19 protein-coding genes are annotated in these 18549 nt (G+C 46.0%); 3 read left to right on the forward strand and 16 right to left on the reverse strand.

Annotation, left to right across the window (positions count from 1 at the left end; translation table 11 throughout):
* Positions 1-24: 24 nt before the first annotated feature.
* The 5 genes from ACX6CI_RS19630 to ilvY are packed head-to-tail and all read right to left on the reverse strand — an operon-like array spanning position 25 to position 4540.
* The gene (locus tag ACX6CI_RS19630; RefSeq protein ID WP_458775354.1) at positions 25-504 is read right to left on the reverse strand and encodes an LEA/WHy family protein; all 480 of its coding nucleotides are present in this window, start codon (positions 502-504) and stop codon (positions 25-27) included.
* A 22-nt stretch (positions 505-526) separates the two neighbouring features.
* A complete protein-coding gene (gene trkA, locus ACX6CI_RS19635; RefSeq protein WP_458775355.1) occupies positions 527-1933 on the reverse strand; it encodes a Trk system potassium transporter TrkA in 1407 nt (468 codons plus the stop codon).
* The gene (locus tag ACX6CI_RS19640; RefSeq protein ID WP_458775356.1) at positions 1933-2856 is read right to left on the reverse strand and encodes a cation diffusion facilitator family transporter; all 924 of its coding nucleotides are present in this window, start codon (positions 2854-2856) and stop codon (positions 1933-1935) included. The genes trkA and ACX6CI_RS19640 overlap by 1 nt, the downstream gene beginning before the upstream one ends.
* 22 nt (positions 2857-2878) lie before the next feature.
* The gene (surE, locus tag ACX6CI_RS19645; RefSeq protein ID WP_458775357.1) at positions 2879-3637 is read right to left on the reverse strand and encodes a 5'/3'-nucleotidase SurE; all 759 of its coding nucleotides are present in this window, start codon (positions 3635-3637) and stop codon (positions 2879-2881) included.
* Positions 3638-3649: 12 nt separating this feature from the next.
* On the reverse strand, positions 3650-4540 hold the full coding sequence (ilvY, locus tag ACX6CI_RS19650) for an HTH-type transcriptional activator IlvY (RefSeq protein WP_458775358.1): 891 nt from the start codon (positions 4538-4540) through the stop codon (positions 3650-3652).
* Positions 4541-4775: 235 nt separating this feature from the next.
* Here ilvY and ilvC point away from each other — a divergent pair, with 235 nt between their 5' ends.
* Positions 4776-6248, forward strand: coding sequence for a ketol-acid reductoisomerase (gene ilvC, locus ACX6CI_RS19655; protein WP_458775359.1), 1473 nt, complete (start codon positions 4776-4778; stop codon positions 6246-6248).
* Positions 6249-6523: 275 nt separating this feature from the next.
* Positions 6524-6865: a ComEA family DNA-binding protein gene (locus ACX6CI_RS19660; protein WP_458775360.1), complete on the forward strand. Its 342-nt coding sequence runs from the start codon at positions 6524-6526 to the stop codon at positions 6863-6865.
* A gap of 582 nt (positions 6866-7447) precedes the next feature.
* Here ACX6CI_RS19660 and ACX6CI_RS19665 read toward each other — a convergent pair.
* Positions 7448-7588 (reverse strand): hypothetical protein, encoded by a 141-nt coding sequence (locus tag ACX6CI_RS19665; RefSeq protein WP_458775361.1) that lies wholly within the window; start codon positions 7586-7588, stop codon positions 7448-7450.
* 335 nt (positions 7589-7923) lie between these two features.
* Between ACX6CI_RS19665 and ACX6CI_RS19670 the strand changes: the two genes are divergently transcribed.
* On the forward strand, positions 7924-8616 hold the full coding sequence (locus ACX6CI_RS19670) for a helix-turn-helix domain-containing protein (protein ID WP_458775362.1): 693 nt from the start codon (positions 7924-7926) through the stop codon (positions 8614-8616).
* A 27-nt stretch (positions 8617-8643) separates the two neighbouring features.
* Here ACX6CI_RS19670 and ACX6CI_RS19675 read toward each other — a convergent pair whose 3' ends face one another.
* From ACX6CI_RS19675 to ACX6CI_RS19720, 10 genes are all read right to left on the reverse strand, one after another.
* Complete coding sequence (locus tag ACX6CI_RS19675; protein ID WP_458775363.1) at positions 8644-9831, reverse strand: acyltransferase family protein; 1188 nt, start codon at positions 9829-9831, stop codon at positions 8644-8646.
* 70 nt (positions 9832-9901) lie between these two features.
* Positions 9902-10687, reverse strand: coding sequence for a carbohydrate ABC transporter permease (locus ACX6CI_RS19680; RefSeq protein ID WP_458775364.1), 786 nt, complete (start codon positions 10685-10687; stop codon positions 9902-9904).
* A gap of 54 nt (positions 10688-10741) precedes the next feature.
* Positions 10742-11602 (reverse strand): carbohydrate ABC transporter permease, encoded by an 861-nt coding sequence (locus tag ACX6CI_RS19685; RefSeq protein ID WP_458775365.1) that lies wholly within the window; start codon positions 11600-11602, stop codon positions 10742-10744.
* Between the two features lie 475 nt (positions 11603-12077).
* Positions 12078-12872 (reverse strand): ABC transporter ATP-binding protein, encoded by a 795-nt coding sequence (locus ACX6CI_RS19690; protein ID WP_458775366.1) that lies wholly within the window; start codon positions 12870-12872, stop codon positions 12078-12080.
* Positions 12869-13693, reverse strand: a complete 825-nt coding sequence (locus ACX6CI_RS19695) for an ATP-binding cassette domain-containing protein (protein ID WP_458775367.1) — start codon at positions 13691-13693, stop codon at positions 12869-12871. The genes ACX6CI_RS19690 and ACX6CI_RS19695 overlap by 4 nt, the downstream gene beginning before the upstream one ends.
* On the reverse strand, positions 13690-14526 hold the full coding sequence (nikC, locus tag ACX6CI_RS19700) for a nickel ABC transporter permease subunit NikC (RefSeq protein ID WP_458775368.1): 837 nt from the start codon (positions 14524-14526) through the stop codon (positions 13690-13692). Before nikC ends, ACX6CI_RS19695 begins: the two co-directional genes overlap by 4 nt.
* On the reverse strand, positions 14523-15467 hold the full coding sequence (gene nikB / locus ACX6CI_RS19705) for a nickel ABC transporter permease subunit NikB (RefSeq protein ID WP_458775369.1): 945 nt from the start codon (positions 15465-15467) through the stop codon (positions 14523-14525). The genes nikC and nikB overlap by 4 nt, the downstream gene beginning before the upstream one ends.
* Positions 15468-15502: 35 nt before the next feature.
* Complete coding sequence (gene nikA, locus ACX6CI_RS19710; RefSeq protein WP_458775370.1) at positions 15503-17092, reverse strand: nickel ABC transporter substrate-binding protein; 1590 nt, start codon at positions 17090-17092, stop codon at positions 15503-15505.
* Positions 17093-17262: 170 nt separating this feature from the next.
* Positions 17263-17394, reverse strand: coding sequence for a hypothetical protein (locus ACX6CI_RS19715; protein ID WP_458775371.1), 132 nt, complete (start codon positions 17392-17394; stop codon positions 17263-17265).
* On the reverse strand, positions 17370-18338 hold the full coding sequence (locus ACX6CI_RS19720) for an FmdE family protein (RefSeq protein ID WP_458775372.1): 969 nt from the start codon (positions 18336-18338) through the stop codon (positions 17370-17372). The genes ACX6CI_RS19715 and ACX6CI_RS19720 overlap by 25 nt, the downstream gene beginning before the upstream one ends.
* Positions 18339-18549 lie beyond the last annotated feature (211 nt).

Consider the following 18549-nt stretch of genomic DNA (forward strand, 5'->3'; position numbering starts at 1 on the left):
TTTAGAAGAGATAACCACACAATCCTACAGGTTATCTGTTGAAATCTGTCCCTTCTCTACTATGTTCATGGTGGGGGTAAATGGACCCATATCGAGTTTTGCATTAAAGGTGTACTCCAGGCTACTTGTTGGCTGCATGAGTAAGGAGCGAATAAGTTTTGCCCCACTTAACAGGTCCACAGTCGCCTGTATGGTGATATCTCCCTCTCCATATCCTTTTATCTCAGGAAGATCGCTTGCCACCCCGGCAAGGACCTTGTGCCCTTCAATGTTCACTGTATAGTACAGTCCATCGATGTTGAGTGGATCGCGGTTGGGATTAATGATATGCAGGCCAATTTCAAATGTAGGAACTATTCCGTCACTTGGGAGTAGTCGAAATGTTTTCAGACCGACGGTGGGTTCTTCATAGTTTGAAGTGAATTTTGCGCAACCACCCAGACAGAGTACGCCAATGAAAAAAATAATAATGAATTGTGACCGCAGAATGTTGTAAGTTTTCATTATGTTCATTTATTTTATATGGTTATGAGATAAACAGTTTCCTGACATCTTTGAGCGCCTTTGAAGGACAGACGACAATAACAGGCTCATCGGCCTGAATATGGGTATCACCCACAGCAATGAGCCATTTTGAATCTCTGTAAATAGCACCTATGATAAGTTTGTCCTGGTAAAATTTATCCAGTTTTGACAAAGGTTTTTTGGTGATAGGAGATTTGTCGGTGGCCACAAGTTCTACCACCTCGGTGTCAAAGCCGTGGAGGTGAGCAACGGAGAGAAACTCACTTCTACGAATGAATTTGAGTATCTCATTTGCCGCCATCACCTTCTTGTTCAGAGCGATATCAGAACCGATGGTTGCTGCAAGTATCAGGTAGTCTTCTTTACTGACAAGGGCGATTGTTTTACATATTTTCTGCTTTTCATTGGTGGCATTTTTCTGGCAGAGATGTTTGGCCAAAAGACTCGTCATGATATTGGTTTCATTTTCACCTGTGGTTGTCACGAAGGTGTCCATGTCAAGGAGTCCTGCCTGGGTCAGTACGTCGGCATCAGACCCGTCACCATGAAGCACATCAGTATGGGCAAGGCTGAGGGAAAGCTCTTTGGCATGTTTTTCATCTTTTTCAACAAGCCGTACCGCGACTGATTTTTCGAGAAGCTCCGCCACCCGTGAACCCACAAGCCCACCCCCAAGAAGCATGACCCGCTGTTGACGTTTGTTCTTCATTCCCGTAACTTCCATTAACCGTGGTAGGTGCTCATGGGAGGCCATGATGAAGATGTGATCATCGGGGAGAATAACTTCTCCACCCCGGGGGATAATGGTTGTTATACCTCTTGCTATTGCGATTACCCTGAATGGAAAGTCGTTATAGAGTGCTGCAATTTCCTGGAGGGTACGGTTGGCCATGGGGGACGACTTGTCGATGCCAGTGGCCAGAAGTTGAATGTCGCCTTGGGCGATATCAATGATTTCATTGCTGGCATTGATCTGAATGAGCCTCACTGTCTCCTGGGCAACAAGTTCTTCCGGGTGGATAAGTAAATCGACCTTCAGGTCCTTGTGGGTCAGGAGCGAGTCGCTGTTACCAAATTCCCGTGAGCGGACCCTGGCAATCTTCGTCTCGATACCGAATTTATCAGCTATCATGGCAGCCATCATATTGACCGCATCATTGTTGGTAACAGCGATCAGGTAGTCCATCTTATCGGCACCGGCTTCTTGCCAGCATTTGACGCTCATACCATTACCATGGATAAGCCGTGCATCGATCTGTCCATCGGCCTGCTGGATTAGTTTTGCATCCGCTTCAATGATAGTAACTGCGTACTCCTCATGGACAAGACGCTTGGCAAGATAGTACCCTACGCCACCAAGTCCTAGAATGAGGATGTTTTCCGTTGGTGTGCTCTTCTTACGAAACATTATGGTTTGGTCCTATCTTCTGGTTTAGGCGAGCTGTCTTTAGCCGGGTGATAATGGACAAATACCCGGCGCATATAATCGATATCTTCCATCAGCGTGTGTTCAACCCGGGTGGCGATGAGATCGCCTTCTGCAACTGTAAGATGAGGCGAGACACCCACCGTGATATTGAGAACCATGTACATACCAAAACGGTGGCCTGAAACTTCTTCAATATCTTTTACTTCCGGGATCTTAGCAATCGATACATTAATATTTTCTGTAAGTTCTTTCCCAGGTAGGGTGTTCATGAGGTCCGCTGCCGAGTCCCTGATGATTTCAACACCGGTTAAGAGGATAATTATGGAGACTATTCCTCCTGCAAGGGGGTCAACCCAGAGGAACCCTATTCTACCGAAGATAATTCCAATGGTAGCCGCAAGGGCGGAGAATATATCGTTGCGGTGATCGGCTGCAAGAGCCATGAGTACGTTGTTATTGGTCTCTTCCCCAATCTTTTTAGTCCACATTGCAAGCCAGATTTTAAGAAGCACTGTGAACAGAGCAATCCATAAGGCAAGCTGTGAGGCGCCTGTAAAATCACTGGTGTCGCTGATGAGTTCATAGACGTTGTTGATTGAGGCCCAGAAAATTGAAATAGCGGTGGTGATTACAAAGGCTCCAACAACCACTGCGGCTATTGACTCCAACCTGTCATGGCCGTACGGGTGCTCCTTATCTGCGGGTTTTCCTGAGAGGCGCATAAAGATATTGACCACGATTCCATAGGCAACATCGGAGGTGGAGTTTATCCCGTCTGCAAGGAGTGCCGGGCTATTACCCAAAATACCGACACTGGTTTTGATAATAGCAAGGAGGGTGTTTGCTCCAAGGCCGACATTAACAGCAAGAATGCCTTTTTTCTGACGTGTTTTTGAGCTCATAAATAGATTGTAATGAAGAGAATCAGTCTGTGTTTTCCAGTCCCCAGACATCCTGTAAAAATTCGATTCCTGCGTGGTTTGTAAGATCGAGTTGAATTGGTGTTATTGATACCTTGCCTGCTGCGAAAACGTGGACGTCTGTGTCCTGTTGGGGATCAGCAAGCGGGGTGCCGCCACCTATCCAATAGCGTGTATTACCCCATGGGTCAAGGGTTTCCTGAATGGCGTTTTGCCAGAGTCGTCTGCCCTGTTTTGTTATCTTAATCTCTCTATAGTCTTCGCCACTGGGGACATTGATGTTGAGTAAGGTCTTTTCAGGGAGCCTGTTCTCCAGAACTTTTTTCGCCATACAAAGTGCAACCTTCGTGGCTGCATCAAACTCTAGAGGAGCAGCACCACCCACAGAGATTGCAATGGAAGGGATGCCGTACATGGTTGCCTCAATGGCAGCGGATACAGTTCCTGAATAGGATATATCATCACCAAGGTTGGCCCCTGCATTAATGCCCGACACAAGAAGATTCGGTTTGGTTGGCAGGATCTTTTTAAGGCCGATAGCAACACAATCAGTTGGCGTGCCGTCAACGGAGTAGAGCTGAGGTCCTATCTCCTGAACTTTGAGTGGGCGGTGCATGGTAAGCGCGTGGGAGATGGCAGAGTTATCCCTCTCGGGTGCTATGACAATAGTGGTCCCCAGCGGTTGGAGGGCCCTGTGTAATGCTTTAATGCCCGGGGAGTGAATACCGTCGTCGTTGGTGATTAGAATAGTTGGCTTAACCATTTATATGATCATCTATTTTTGATTAAAAATTTCGTTTTCAACGATGTTCCAGAAAGAGTCGACCAGATTATTTCTACGACTTTTACTCAGAGCACAGGCACCGACCACAAAGGGTTTCAACATTGGACTTGTCTCAAGTATCGTTACTTCAGTTTTGAGGATGCTTTTATCAAGGACCAGTTGCGGGACTATACCAACTCCTGCTCCCATGGCAACCATGGCGATGATTGCCTCATTTCCAGCAATCTGGGAATAAATGTAGGGGCGTATTCCTTTTTCTGCAAACCATCTTTCTACTCGTGTTCGACTTAAGCCTTTTGCTGGAAAAAGAAGTGGGGTTTTCGACCAGTCGATATCACCCTTAGTATAGCACACTGTATCTGGAAAGTTTTTAGGATAGATAAAGAGTAGAGGTGTTTCTGCCAGTTCCAGAAAATCAATTTCAGGAAAGTGTTGATCCGGGAGGGCAGCGATGGCGATATCAACTTCCATGGTGCGCAGCATATTAAGGGCATTTGCGGCATCACCGGTTTTAATATGAAGATGTACCTTGGGGTGGGTTGCCCGGTATTTCCTGAAAATAGTCGGAAGAATGGAAAGGATAGCAGTGATTGAGCAATAGAGGGTCAGTTCGCCGCGCAGTACCGCGTCACTTTTGAGGTTGTTTTGAAATAACTGGTATCGGCTGATGGTTTCATCACAATACTCTTTAAACAGTGTTCCAGCGGGAGTGAGCGCAACTGATCGGTTGTTTCGGAAAAAAAGTGGTTCCCCAATATCACTTTCCATACGTTGGATGGTTCTTGTAAGACCAGAGGGCGTGATGTTGCACTCAACCGCACTTTTGCCAAAGTGAAGGGTGGAAGCCAGGTGTCTGAATAGTTCGAGATCTCTGATATTCATAGAAAAATGGTTAGTCTGTTGGTGGCTTTTTTTTCTGGTATATCTTATGTATCTAACGTGCCAGATGTTCGACTGGTTTTTTTTTGCCCAACTTTATGGCAAGTGTTGCAAAATATGCAATACAATATCACGAATAAATCACTTGACGCAACAGCCGTTTGTCAATATATCAATTGAGGACTTCACACTAATCAATGACGATTACCAAAAATAATACAGAATCAGGGAGATAATAATGGGTAGTAACTATTTTAACACCTTGCCATTGCGCAAGCAGATCGAGCAGCTTTCCAGATGTCGTTTCATGGATTCTTCTGAGTTTGACGGTGTAGATTACCTCAAAGGCAAGAAGATCGTTATAGTTGGTTGTGGAGCCCAGGGCTTGAACCAGGGTTTGAACCTTCGCGATAGCGGCCTGGACGTTTCCTACGCTCTTAGACAATCTGCAATTGATGAGAAGCGTCAGTCATATAAAAATGCAGCTGAGAACGACTTCAAAGTTGGTGCCTATGAAGAAATGATTCCAACCGCTGACCTTGTTATCAATCTTACACCGGATAAGCAGCATACCAACGTTGTTTCTTCTGTTATGCCGCTTATGAAAAAAGATGCGTGTCTTTCCTATTCCCACGGTTTTAACATCGTTGAAGAGGGAATGCAGGTTCGTGAAGATCTTACCGTGGTCATGGTTGCACCAAAATCTCCTGGAACTGAAGTGCGTGAAGAGTACAAACGCGGTTTTGGCGTTCCTACTCTTATCGCTGTTCATGATGAGAACGATCCAAAAGGCGAGGGTTGGGATATCGCTAAGGCGTATTGTTGTGCCACTGGTGGTGATAAGGCTGGTGTTCTTGAGTCTTCTTTCATCGCAGAAGTTAAGTCCGATCTCATGGGCGAGCAGACCATCCTTTGTGGAATGCTGCAGACCGGTTCCATCCTCTGTTTTGATAAGATGGTAGAAAAGGGAATCGATGCGGGATATGCCTCTAAACTTGTTCAGTATGGCTGGGAAGTTATCACCGAATCCCTCAAGCTTGGTGGAATCACCGCTATGATGGATCGTCTGTCAAATCCTGCTAAAATTAAAGCCTATGTTCTTGCAGAGGAACTGAAAAACATCCTAGCTCCACTGTTTGAAAAGCATATGGATGATATCGCGTCCGGTCACTTTTCTAAAACCATGATGGAAGATTGGGCAAATGATGATGCCAACCTTCTTAAATGGCGTAAGGAAACCGGGGAGACTGCGTTTGAAAACACCCCATCCACCGATGCAGAGATCAGCGAGCAGGAATACTACGATAAAGGTATTTTGATGGTTGCCATGGTTAAGGCGGGTGTTGAACTGGCGTTTGATGTCATGGTAGATTGTGGTATCAAAGAAGAGTCTGCATACTATGAATCTCTCCATGAAACACCTCTTATTGCCAACACCGTAGCAAGAAAGAAGCTCTACGAGATGAATGTGGTTATCTCTGATACCGCTGAGTATGGCAACTACCTTTTTGCCCATGCAGCAGTACCTCTTCTTGAGGGCTTTATGAAGACTGTAGATACCGATGTGATTGGTAAAGGAATTGATGTAAAAGACAACGGCGTTGATAATCTTGATATCATTCAGGTGAACGAATCTATTCGCTACACCCTCATTGAGGAAGTGGGAGCAGAGCTTCGTGGCTACATGAGTGCAATGAAGCCTATCATGTAACATTAGGGCCTTACATCAGGATTCCTGTCGTACACACAAGAAATCCGGATATTGGTTTGAATAGGGGGAGGAAGGCGTATGCTTTCCTTCCCCTATTTTTGTTTATTTTGTCATAAGTGTCAGGCTAAGTTAGCGGCAAAGATTGTTAGGATAATGCTTGAAAAATATATTGAATAGTCTAATGTACTATTGTAAAGATCAATAATTACGGGAAGTCACATATGGTATGTGGCAGTTGTATATTTAAATATTTTATACTCAGAAAGGAGTGTACTATGAAAATGCTGAACCTCTGTCTTGCACTTGTTTTTTCATTATCTCTTTGTTTTGCAGGAGCTCCTGATACCAGCTTTGCAGCGTCCAGTGATACAAAATCGACCGTATCTAAAACCGCCAAATCGGCTAAGCAAACAACTAAAGCAGCTTCAAAGGTAGATATAAATTCTGCTGATAAACAGACCCTCACTCAGCTTCCTGGTGTCGGACCGGCCACTGCGGATGCAATCATAAAATACCGTAAAGCGAATGGGAAATTTAAGTCGGCAAACGACCTGCTCAATGTAAAAGGGATTGGAGAGAAGACTTTGAAGAAAATGAAACCGCTTTTGAAGTTTTAGATCGGTTTATCCTCCTAATAATACATGGGAAATGTCATTTTATGCATTTCCCTTGTAAGGAGGGTGAAAATCTTACTTATCTGCTTATGTTGTCGAAAATATTGATATATTACTCTGGTCTTTTCTTGTAATTGTACTTTCTCATCCTAACTATTTACTGGTTCACTCGTTAGTCCTCTTGCATATTGATTATACTGTGTAAAGACTGTTGCCACTCTCCTCATTTTGACCTTGTCTTTGGGTATACGTAACAAAACCTGTTTTTCTGTTTTATATTAACATATTACGTTAGTGTAATTTTCGGTACGTCTCAGATCCTCCTCTGCCTGGAAACATCTAAGCTTGCCTGGATTAAGGAACATTTATTGTTGGTAGGGTAAATCTTTTGATTGAGGCGTGCTTTATCTTCATATTACCGGAGAAGAGGGCAGAAAATATCATAATCTCTTCAACCACTATTGAAGTAAAAGCGAAGAAAGGTGAAGGTCGAGATTTTTTGGAGCAATTAACTCACAAATACTGTCGTCTAGCTCAAATCCATGCGGTGCGGCAGATGCTTATTATTAAATGTATCAAGTGCGATCATACGTGCACGAGGCCGACTCCAAGACCGGCGATAGTAGCCTCAGCCTCCACCAGAGCCCTCAAGAGACGCATAACCTTGTTCTTTCTGCATAGTTCCTGACATGCCAAGGCAATATAACTTGAATCGACCTCGTTCAATTATCTCCTTAGTGAAGAATAGTATTGCAATTATAAAATGATACATGCTTTGTTAACTGTGTTCCTGGTGCAGTAAACAGAGAATACATGATAAAGTTGTTTTCTTTTGATCATCAGACAACACGAGTGTTTCCAACTTCGATTTGAGGGTTGTTAGATAGAGGCTTAAAATTATGTATGGGCGGATACAACGTTTAATTATTGGGGAATCAAACACAACTCAGCCTTCAACCCCGCACCATCAGCCTTTGCGCTATTGGTGGTCACAGGGTGTCCAGCACCTTTGGCTCAGAATGAGTCCCTCTGATGCGTATCTGTTCAAGGAATTCTTCCAGATGTACAACAGGTACGGGACCCATGATATTGAGTTCCCTATCTATCCCCATGGTCACCTCTGCATCAGCGTCAATTTTCAGATTGGTCATACCGGTGTGTACCTGTTTGGCCTCAACAGAGGTACCTGGAATGGTGTTCTCACCAAAAAAGAGTTTGTCTTCGGGGGGGCATTTACAATTGGTGATATCTTTACCCTGTTCGCAATACCCGGCGTTGAGCTGACGGATAAGATCATCAATCTTGGCGATATCTGGCCTTCCAGATCTCAACAATTGATTGAGCAGATCGCCGAGGCGAGCACCATGATGGAGCGGGCAATAGTCCTCGAAGCATTTTTCAGGGGACTAGTTCAAAGTGAAAGACAAAGAAGTCGACTGGTTAGTCGTGTTATTGATCAGCTCTATGAAAACCCTGTCGTATCAGTTCAGGATCTGGCTGAAACCCATGGAGTGAGCAGGCGACAGCTTTCAAGACTTTTTGCACAACATGTCGGTATTTCACCGAAAAACTTTTCCAATATCTTGAGATTGACCCAGGTGAAGAGAATGCTGCAACTTCACCCAGGCCTCGATTTGAGTGAGCTCAGTTTTAAACTCGGATTTTATGATCAGGCCCATTTCAACAGAGAATTCAAACGCTATTATAAAACTACGCCTACTTCCTTTATAAAAAACGGGCTTGATCTGCTTTGACTCCAGTCAAAATTACGGCTGCCTTACTTATCTGTTTTCAGCAACATACTCCTTCTCTAGCGTTTCAGTATATTCCCGCTTCTCAGTGACAAATGGCGTCGGTCGGTTTCCCGGTTTATGGCCAACCAGCCAGGGGATATACCGGTTGCACACAGGTATTGCCAGAGAAGCCAGGAAAACACTTATCGCGGTAACGAGTATTCCAATAAGAGTAAGCTCAACCACACCTGAGAACTTCGGAGCAATTATCGTTGCGAGGCGATCATTTACAAAATGATAAAAGACACCATTGAGCCCTAAAAGGATGAGAGTGTTGCCCCCAAGATAGTTGATAAGGGGAGAGGATTTGGTGCAGCGGGCAAGAACCAAGATAAATAGACTTCCTGCTGTAGCAGTAAGAGCAAACCAGAGGATGTGTCCGTGGGAAGAGAAGAGGATAACAACGGCATCATATGGAGAAAAGCTGAATTGTCCCTTATTGAGGTCATAGGTGAACAAGACAATCAGACCAAGGGGAATCGCCCAGAGTAACTGCAGTTTGCTGAATGTTCCGGCTGAATTAAACAGATCCTTTCGCTTCAGCAATCGCCCCAGGAGGAAAAAACTGTAGGCAACAAGGCCTTCCTGAAAATAGAAATAGGAAAACAATCTGCCTTTAACGGGGTTATATAGATCAAAAGTAGTACAGAACCACCATCCAGCAATATAAAAAATGACAATACCAGCACCTATTCGCAGGGTGGTGGAAAACAGACGCCCAATTAACAGGTGGATGACTTCAACAGCAAAGATACAGAGCAAAAACCATGTTGGAATATTAAAAGCGGGCAAACCAAGCTTTACTGTCGCAAGTAACGCCCATTTATATGCTCCCCATGACGAGAGATCCAAAGAGGCATGGTTACCGGTAATAAAAAACGTAGGGATGATAAGGAGTCCGCCAAAAAACAGATATGGAACTATACGCCCATATAACCGATCACGTATAAACCTCCAGGCCTTTGTCTCCAGGGTGATATCCTTTGCCACATAGCCTGCCAGAATGAAGAACAGCACCATATGAAAGCTATAGATACACTTGTATTGTGACGCTGCAATGGCGACTTCCTTTTTCATGATGCTCTCAATAAAGTGGCCATAATAGACAAGAAGGATGCCGTAAAATCGTGCTACATCAATAAAAGATATTCGTTGAACTGCTCTGACACTGGTCATTGAATGTGCCTCCATGCTGGCAGCGGTACCTCGTAAAACTCAGCTGCGCAAGTGTTTAGATGGTTTATGTTCAGCCGATTGTGAACCCTTTGGCTATGTGATTGCGAACAAAATAGATGAGTATAGCTCCTGGCAAGATAGATATCAGGGTCATCGCCATGACTAATCCGATATCTGTCCCAAATCCAAAGAGGTTATACACTGCCATGCTGATCGGTTTACCGTTTGTGACCGTGAGTATTCTGGCAAAAACCACCTCAACCCAGGAAAACATGAAGCAGAAAAAGCAGGCGACTCCAATTCCGGGTGCTATGACAGGTATGAGTTTTTGTATGAAAAAGCTCAAAAGTGAGTGCCCTTCGAGAAAAGCCGTTTCATCAAGTTCTTGAGGTACAGCGGAAATAAAGCTCTCCAAAATCCAGATTGATACAGGAATATTGAAGAGACAATGGGCCAATGCAATACCTGCAGGTGTGTTAATAAGCCTGAGGGAGGAAAAAAGCTCAAAAACTGGAAGAACCAGAACAACTGGTGGTGTAATTCGGCAGGCAATGAAGGCAAAAAATAGATATGTATCTCCAAAAAATCTGTATCGTGAGAAACCATATGCGGCTGGTAGCGCTACGGCAATCGAAAAGATGATATTGAGTGTCACATAGCTCACAGAACTACCGATAGAGCCCATGAGTTGTGCACTCTGAAGCACATGCTTGAAATTAATAATAGTCCACTGCCCCTGCATGGCTTCCGGATGATCCAGGGTTGCTTGAAAACTCAATACAACAGCTGGAATGAGAGGTAAAACTAGAAACATCAGATACATGATAAAGGGAATACGTCTCAGTGATGACTTCACTCGTTGCTGCCTGTTTTGCTCTGTTCGCATATCAGATGATGTTCAGTTTGATGTTCATGTATACCGTTCGGTTGGTTTTCGTGTCTGAAAAAAGATCCAGGCAACTGTCAGAATAATGAGAAAACAGATGATAGACCGGGCTGCAGACGGGCCATAATTAAATGCAAAGATATCCTCGCCAAGATCAACTGCCAGAAACATCGTTGAATCACCTGGCCCGCCGGCATTGAATCTGAACGCTTCTGTGTAGAGCATAAAACTGTCGACAAATCTGAGTAGTAAGGCCATGAACAGAACATTACGCATCTTGGGAAGCTCAATAAAACGAAACACCTGCCATCTGGAGGCACCATCAATGCAGGCAGCATGGTAGTACGCCTCAGGTATAACACTCAGGCTGGAGTAGCAGAGAAGCGTGACCAGGCTCGTCCAGTGCCAGATGTCCATTAGCAGAATAATCAACCAAGTATGTAGTGGGTTAAATTTCCAGTCCAAGAGCTCTCCGGCGAGTATATTCTGTAAGAGACTTCCTATATTGCTTTGAAGATAGATTTTCCAGATCACCGGTATGAGGTTCCAGGGAATAACTAGAGGAAGAGCTAGTATTATCAGGCATGGTGCGAGCCATTTTTTGCTTTTTGGCATTGAAAGAGCAACAATGATCCCAAGTGGAATTTCCAGAATTAGAACAATAAATGAAAAGAACAGGCTGCGACAAAGACTCTCTGTAAAATCACTCGACCAGAGTATTTCACGGTACCATTCAAAACCGACCCATACCCGATTTTCATGGCTGAAAACATCCTGCATTGAAACATTTACTATCGTGACCAAAGGTAATAAACCGGAAAGGCACAAAAGAAGTATCGTGGGAACAGCTAATAAGAGAGCCTTATTGTTGTCTGTCTTTTTCATTTACGCATTCGTTTAGCATGAACAATTCACCAGAGTGCAGATATTCTGGTGTGAACCTAGTATGAGATGATCTTTACAAAAGATTATCGCTGACTGAAAAGATACAGATCTTTAAAAAGAAAGGATTGTATAAATGGGACATTTATCAAAAGGAACGATTCATTGGGAGTGAACTACTTCTTCTAAAAAATTAGATTACATATGGGAATTTCGCATTGGTTGTTAAAAACCAATTCAGTAGTTTTGATTCAAAATCTCGAATTGATAGCCAGTTAGTATTGAGCATAGTGCCTGACACATTCTGGTGAAGAATATTGCCATGTGAAATAGTTTAAGTGCTCCCAAATGACCTTCATTCTGGGAGGGGAGAATATAAACGCTTTGGAAGAGTAACGGAAAACTGTTGTGCTTTGGGGTAGTGACATAGCCTGTTAGCTGTGTCACTAGGGATGGCTGATCGTCAATACCTGAATGTTTAGTTTGCCAGTCTCGGCCATGCGGGCAGAATCGAATTGGCCAGTTGCCTGAGAACTGGGTCACTGGATTTTTCGGCCAGAGATAAGTCATTGACCTTTGAAGAGATACGCCCCCTGTCCATAATTGCAACTTCGTCGCAAAAACCGGCAACTATCCTGATATCATGGGAGATAAAGAGATAGGAAACCCCTGTTTCCTGTTGCAGGTCGCGGAGCAGTTTTAATATCTGGGCCTGAATGAGCATATCCAGACTGGAGACCGCCTCATCTAAAACGATGAGGCGTGGCTGAACTGACAGCGCCCTGGCGATGCAGATTCGCTGGAGTTGACCGCCGCTGAACTGATGGGGATATTTATCCATGTCAAGCGGATCAAGCCCAACCATGTCCATGAGTGACAACACCCTTGGCACAACATCTTTTTTGGGCCAGCGCTTACTGTTACGAATGGGTTCAGCAATAATGTCTAGCACCTGCCAGCGTGGATTGACAGAGCCGAGGGCGTTTTGGAAAACAACTTGTACTTCACCTCGAAACTCTCTCCATTCCTGCCTGGAGAATTGGCGAAGATCTTTGCCGCGATAGCGAATAATACCCTCGTTTGGGCGTTCGAGCCCAAGAATCAATCGCCCCAGAGTACTCTTTCCCGCACCACTTCGTCCAATGACGCCGACACTGCCCCCCTCTTTGACAGCGAGGGAAATACCGGTGAGAGCTTTAACCTCTTCTCGCCTGCTGAACCAGCCACCCCGATAGTATCTTCTTGTTACCTTTTCGACTTCTAGAAGGTTCACAGCGTCGCCTCCCAACCAATATTTTTACCGTACAGGCTGAAATGCGCTGACAGCAGCGACCGCGTATAATCCTTATCCGGATGGGCGAAAATCTCGGCAACCGGACCTGACTCGACAAGCTTGCCCTCCTGCATAACCAGCACCTCGTCCGCAAGCCGGGCGATGACACTGAGGTCGTGGGTAACCAGCAATACACCGATGTTTTTCTCTTTTCTGAGGCGATCGATCAGGTCAAGGATGCGGGCCTGGACGATCACATCCAGATCGGTGGTGGGTTCGTCGGCGATCAGCAGTTCCGCTTCCAGGAGCAGGGCAAGGCTGACCATGATCCTTTGCAGCATGCCACCTGACAATTGAAAAGGATAGGCGGTGAGGATTTCATCCGGTTGATCGAAACCAAGATCGGCCAAGGTTGCACGTATCAGATCGGTATTTCGGCAAATCTCCATACCATGGGCGTGCAAAGTTTCAGTGATATGGTGGCCGATGGTAAAGATCGGATCGAAGCAGGTCATCGGATTTTGCATGACCATTGCCGCCTGTTTTCCCCGGAAACAGCGCAAAGAAGAGCTGGTTTCCTGAAGTGGTGTACCGGCCATGCTGACTTGACCGTTGCTGCGTCGAAGAGTCTGGGGCAGAAGATCCATCACCGCCAGGCAGGTCAGAGATTTCCCGCTGCCCGATTCGCCGATCAAACCGGTCACTTTTCCCCTGACCACATCGAAGCTGATGTCGCTGACCAGATGACGGTCAGGGCAGTTTTGGCGGCAAAGCGAGACTTGCAGTCCGTCAATTGAGAGAATGGTTGTGGTGCAACTCATAGTGACTTTTCCTCCACTGCAGGGTCAAGGGCATCGCGGAGTGCGTCTCCCAAGAGGTTAAAGGACATGACCGTAATGAAGATCATCACCCCGGGAAACACGATCAGGCCCGGATTGGTCCACAGGAATTGACGGGCGTCATTGATCATCACTCCCCATTCAGGTGTGGGCGGGGCCACTCCCAACCCGAGAAAAGAGAGGCCGGAGACGTGCAGTATCATATGGCCAATGTCCAGGGTGGCCAGAATCACCAACTGGGCAAACACAGGTGGGACAATATGTTGCAGGACGATCTTTGCCCTGGAAGCTCCCGACACCCGTGCAGCCAGAATATACTCCCGGTTTTTGAGTGACAGGACAAACCCCCTGATCAGACGGGCGTACCACGCCCAATGGGTGAGAACAATGGCAATTACCACATTGGTCAGACCGGTGCCTAAAATACCAATGAGAAACATTGCAAGGATGAAGGTAGGGAAAGTGAGGAAGACATCACAGAGTCGCATCAGAAAGGCATCTATTTTGCCTCCCGCATAACCGGAAAAACAGCCGACAAGAAAACCCAGAGCAAGGATGCAGACAATGATTGCCGATACCGTACCTACTGATACCTGCGCGCCGTAGATGAGCCGGGAAAGGATGTCCCTGCCAAGGTGATCGGTTCCCAGCCAATGGGCGCCACTGGGTGGCTGCAGTTTCAACTCCAACATGACATTGTTGGGATCGTAGGGTGCTATCTGTGGTGCAAAGAGTGCTGCCAGGAGTATTACACCGGCCAGCAGCAGCGCCAGGCGAGAGGAATTCCGTCGCAACAGTCGATTGATAACTTTCATATATTTTCCTCCCCGGCCAGGCGAATTCGCGGATCAAGTGCAGCATAGCAGATGTCAACCAGCAAATTGCAAACCACGAAAATGATAACCATAAAGAGGAGGAAGCATTGCATAACCGGATAGTCCCGATTGTAGATGGATGAGACTGCAAAACGGCCCACCCCCGGCCAGGAAAAAATGGACTCGACCACTACTGCTCCCCCAAGGAGTTCGCCCACGTGCATGCCGACGGCAGTGATCACCGGGATAAGCGAATTCTTAAAGACATGAACCCCTACTACCGTCCGCTCACGAAGCCCTCGCGCACGGGCATAGAGGACACTGCGGGCGTTGAGGTTCTCCAGCATGCTGGCCCTGATTAAACGAATATTGATGCAGGTTGACATCAGCGCCAGACTGATGGCCGGCATGATCATATGGGATAGGCCTCCCCGTCCCATCGGCGGTAGCCAGTGCAGCCAGAGAGAAAACACAGTCACCAGCAGGAATCCCAACCAGAAATTAGGCATCGATACTCCGAAAAATGCCAGGCCGCGGGTGATATGGTCCGGCCACCGATCCTTGTTGAGCGCTGCCCACATTCCGAGTGGAATACTTATCAGCAGCGTCAACAGCAGAGCGATGCCGGCCAGTTTCAGTGTCGCGGGAAAATAGTACAGTATCTCCGGCAATACAGGTCGGTGCGTGACGTAAGATACTCCGAAATCGAGCCTGAGAGCCTTGCCTATCCAGTCAATATACTGGGTGAGCAGAGGCTTGTTCAAACCGAGAAATTCTCTGGCCGTGGCAAGAGCCTCATCCGTCGGTGGAATCTGCGACAACCGCAGATAGGACATGGCCGGGTCATTCGGTCCTAAGCGCAGGATACAGAAAACCACCACTGAAACTGCAAACATAATGGGTATGAGAAGCAATAAGCGTCGAACTATAAACCGCAGCATTATATATGTTCTCCTTCTGGTCGAGCTCGGTAAAATTAATCTCTTTCAATCAACTCAAAAGGTATTTCCGCTTTGAGTTGGCCATATCGAGCCCCTTTAAGACCTTTTTTATGGACGATGACTCCCCGCACATAGGTAAGGGGCAGATACACCGCCTGCTCGTGGAGGTTAGTGAGGATATATTTGTAGAGTTCCTGTCGCTCTGCCTCATCTGTGGACAGCAAGGCCTGGCCGATCTTGGCATCGATCTCTGTTTTCATGGGTAAACCGATCTGGGCCTGATAATCGGCGTGTGATGGTGTTCGCATGGAACTGCAGAAGGAGTGGGGATCGTACGGCGCACCCCAGGTCTCGTTAAAAACCATGCCGAATTCGCCGGTCCTCTGACGGTTTTTGTTGGAGTCAGGTTCTTCACCGATCATATTTATTTTTATGCCGATTTTTCTGAGATCTCCCTGAATCGCTTCGGCAATAGCCTTTTGTTGGGCATCATTGCCGACAAAACAGAAATCGATGGTAAGCTCCTTGCCGTTTTTGTGCCTGCTCTCTCCATCTGCGCTCTGTTTCCAGCCAGCTTCATCCAGGAGTTTTTCAGCCTGCTGTCTGTCAAAGAGGTACGGTTTCAGGCCGAGATCACAGTAGGGTGTATCCGCGGAATACAGGGTGTCGGCCTTCTGCTCGACCCCGTAAAAAATTGCTTTGACCAGAGCATCCTTATCCACCGCATGTTGGATGGCCTGACGAACCTTAAGGTCAGCGGTCGGCCCACGTTTTGAGTTGATCGCCAGCACTCGGCTGGCCAGAGGTTGGGAAACCTGTGTAACATAATCAGGCATCGTGTTGAAACGTTCAAACGAATCGAGGCTTATCTGACCGCTGCCATGACCAGCAGCCCCATGGATCAAATCTATCTCCCCTGTCTCCATGGCGACTGCTCTGGTGGTCGGGTCGGAAATCACCTTGACCAGCAGGTTTTTAAACTTTGGTTTGATACCCCAGTAATTGTCGTTGCGCTCAAACAGGTCGAACTCGCCCTTACGGCTCTCAATCAACTTCCAGGGTCCGGTGCCCACAGCCTTTTTTATTGCTTTTGAGGTATTGCCGTCTTCCGGCATGGCTGCCGGACTCATAAAGCGCAAGGGGCGGATCAGGCAGAGTTCCTGCAGGGTCGGATAGTAGGCGTTTTTCATCGTCAAGCGGAAGGTAAACTCGTCGACAGCTTCAGCCTTGTCGATCTGGGCCACAAGCTCAAGCCACTTATGCCGGTCACGGTTCATCATGACCGCCTCAAAATTTTTCTTAACAGCTATGGCATTAAAAGGGGTGCCATCGGAAAATGTAACGTCCTTTCGCAATTGAAAAGTATAGACCTTTCCCTCGGAAGAGATGGTCCACTCTTCAGCCAACCAGGGCAGTACCTTGTTGCCCTCGCCATATTTGACAAGCGACTCGTAGAGCAGAGCCTGGGCAAACATCTGATTTGGGGAATACAAGTGTGGGTTCAGTTCCCCTACATTTGATGACCATGAATAGATCAGCGTATCTTTGTCGGCGAAAGCCTGGGGCGTCGCCGCAAAAAAAATAATGAATAAGCCAGAGAGAAAGCGTAGGAAAAGACGCAACATTAAAAGATCCTCCTTAAATTTTAATAAAAAAACCAACTGATTATTGATACCAACTGTCCATTGACGATTTTTTTATCCATCCAAAATAATTCTTGCATATGCCCTCTAGGATGTATGTTTATGTTGCAAAATCAGTATTTTCCTAACAACCATAATAAAAAGGAGACCCTCTATGAGCGACGGCAAACACTCCCACCAACATGTCCATGAACACCAACACGACCATGACCAAGAGGATCACGATCATAAACATCCATAATTGAAGGTGCAGGTGCTTTTACTGTATGCCATAGTGAATGCATCCCGGTGCTTCCTTCTGAAAACAGGGCTGGCACAAGATCTTGTCACGGCGCTCTATACAGCGAGTGGCAAGAACCTGCTGACCGCACATCGCACAAATAGTATAGAGACTCGTCGATTCCTGCGGTTGTTGCTGTGCACACTGAGTCGGCTCAAGGATGAAAAGTTCCTCTGGCGATAAGGCCAATATTCGACGAACGCGTTCGTCTATTAACTTTTGGAATGAGACAATGTCCTCCAATAGGGCACTATTGTTAATGATTTTTCCCTCCAACCAGTGAAAGGATTCCTCATCGCCGAAATTCATAGCTTTCAACCTGAAAATCCAACCTGTATCCTTGTGCCGGCTATAGAGTGTGTAATTATGTTTGCCATAGTCCATGACCATGAGGCGCTGGTTACCGACGGTCACCCCAAGAAGAATCTGAATCGCATCGAGGGCGGAAGTGCTGTTTTCGGCAAGAACAGAAAAATTGTTGTCTTCGAGAACATTCTCACCCGGAAGATGCTGGACAAATTCGCAGAACTTACTTCCCAGAACAAGCTCAGGACAAACATGACCGTGAAAGTCAACCACCCGCTTTAGTGCAATATTTGCTAACATCTTTCGATCCTCCAAAAACAATCGCATTAATTCCTGGTCCTTCAAAACCCTGAAGCAAAGCACCCAAATACTGGGATCAGTAAGCTCACTACTGTGATAGCATTCTGTCTGATTGTATAGATAGAATACATTTCCGACACCAACCTCCACTAGGTAACCATGTCCCAAATGATCTTCGGCAATTTTACAGCGACAGAGAATTCTGTTTACCGGGAACATCTTCCCCGCAAAGGCGAATCCAACCGGTAACTGGTGCACATTGTCACAGACAACCTCGATTTTCTGTTGAATATAATCAAGTTGCTCGAGATCAATCGACCGAAGGACTTCTGTTCGTTTCATAGCATAATTCTTTAGTTAATCTAAAATGTTAGAGTGTATCTGAAAAATTATACGAGACTATGTAATCACTAGTAATACTAATTTTATATTTGTGTTACTAGTGTGAAGGGGGCTCGTTGTCAAGAAAAAATAACACAAATTGTATAAAAGTGTTACCCGAGTGGTTCGCGCTAATCAATTGTTTTTATCGTAATTTTTCTGTTCTTGGGAA

The organism is Desulforhopalus glucosivorans (assembly GCF_054397165.1).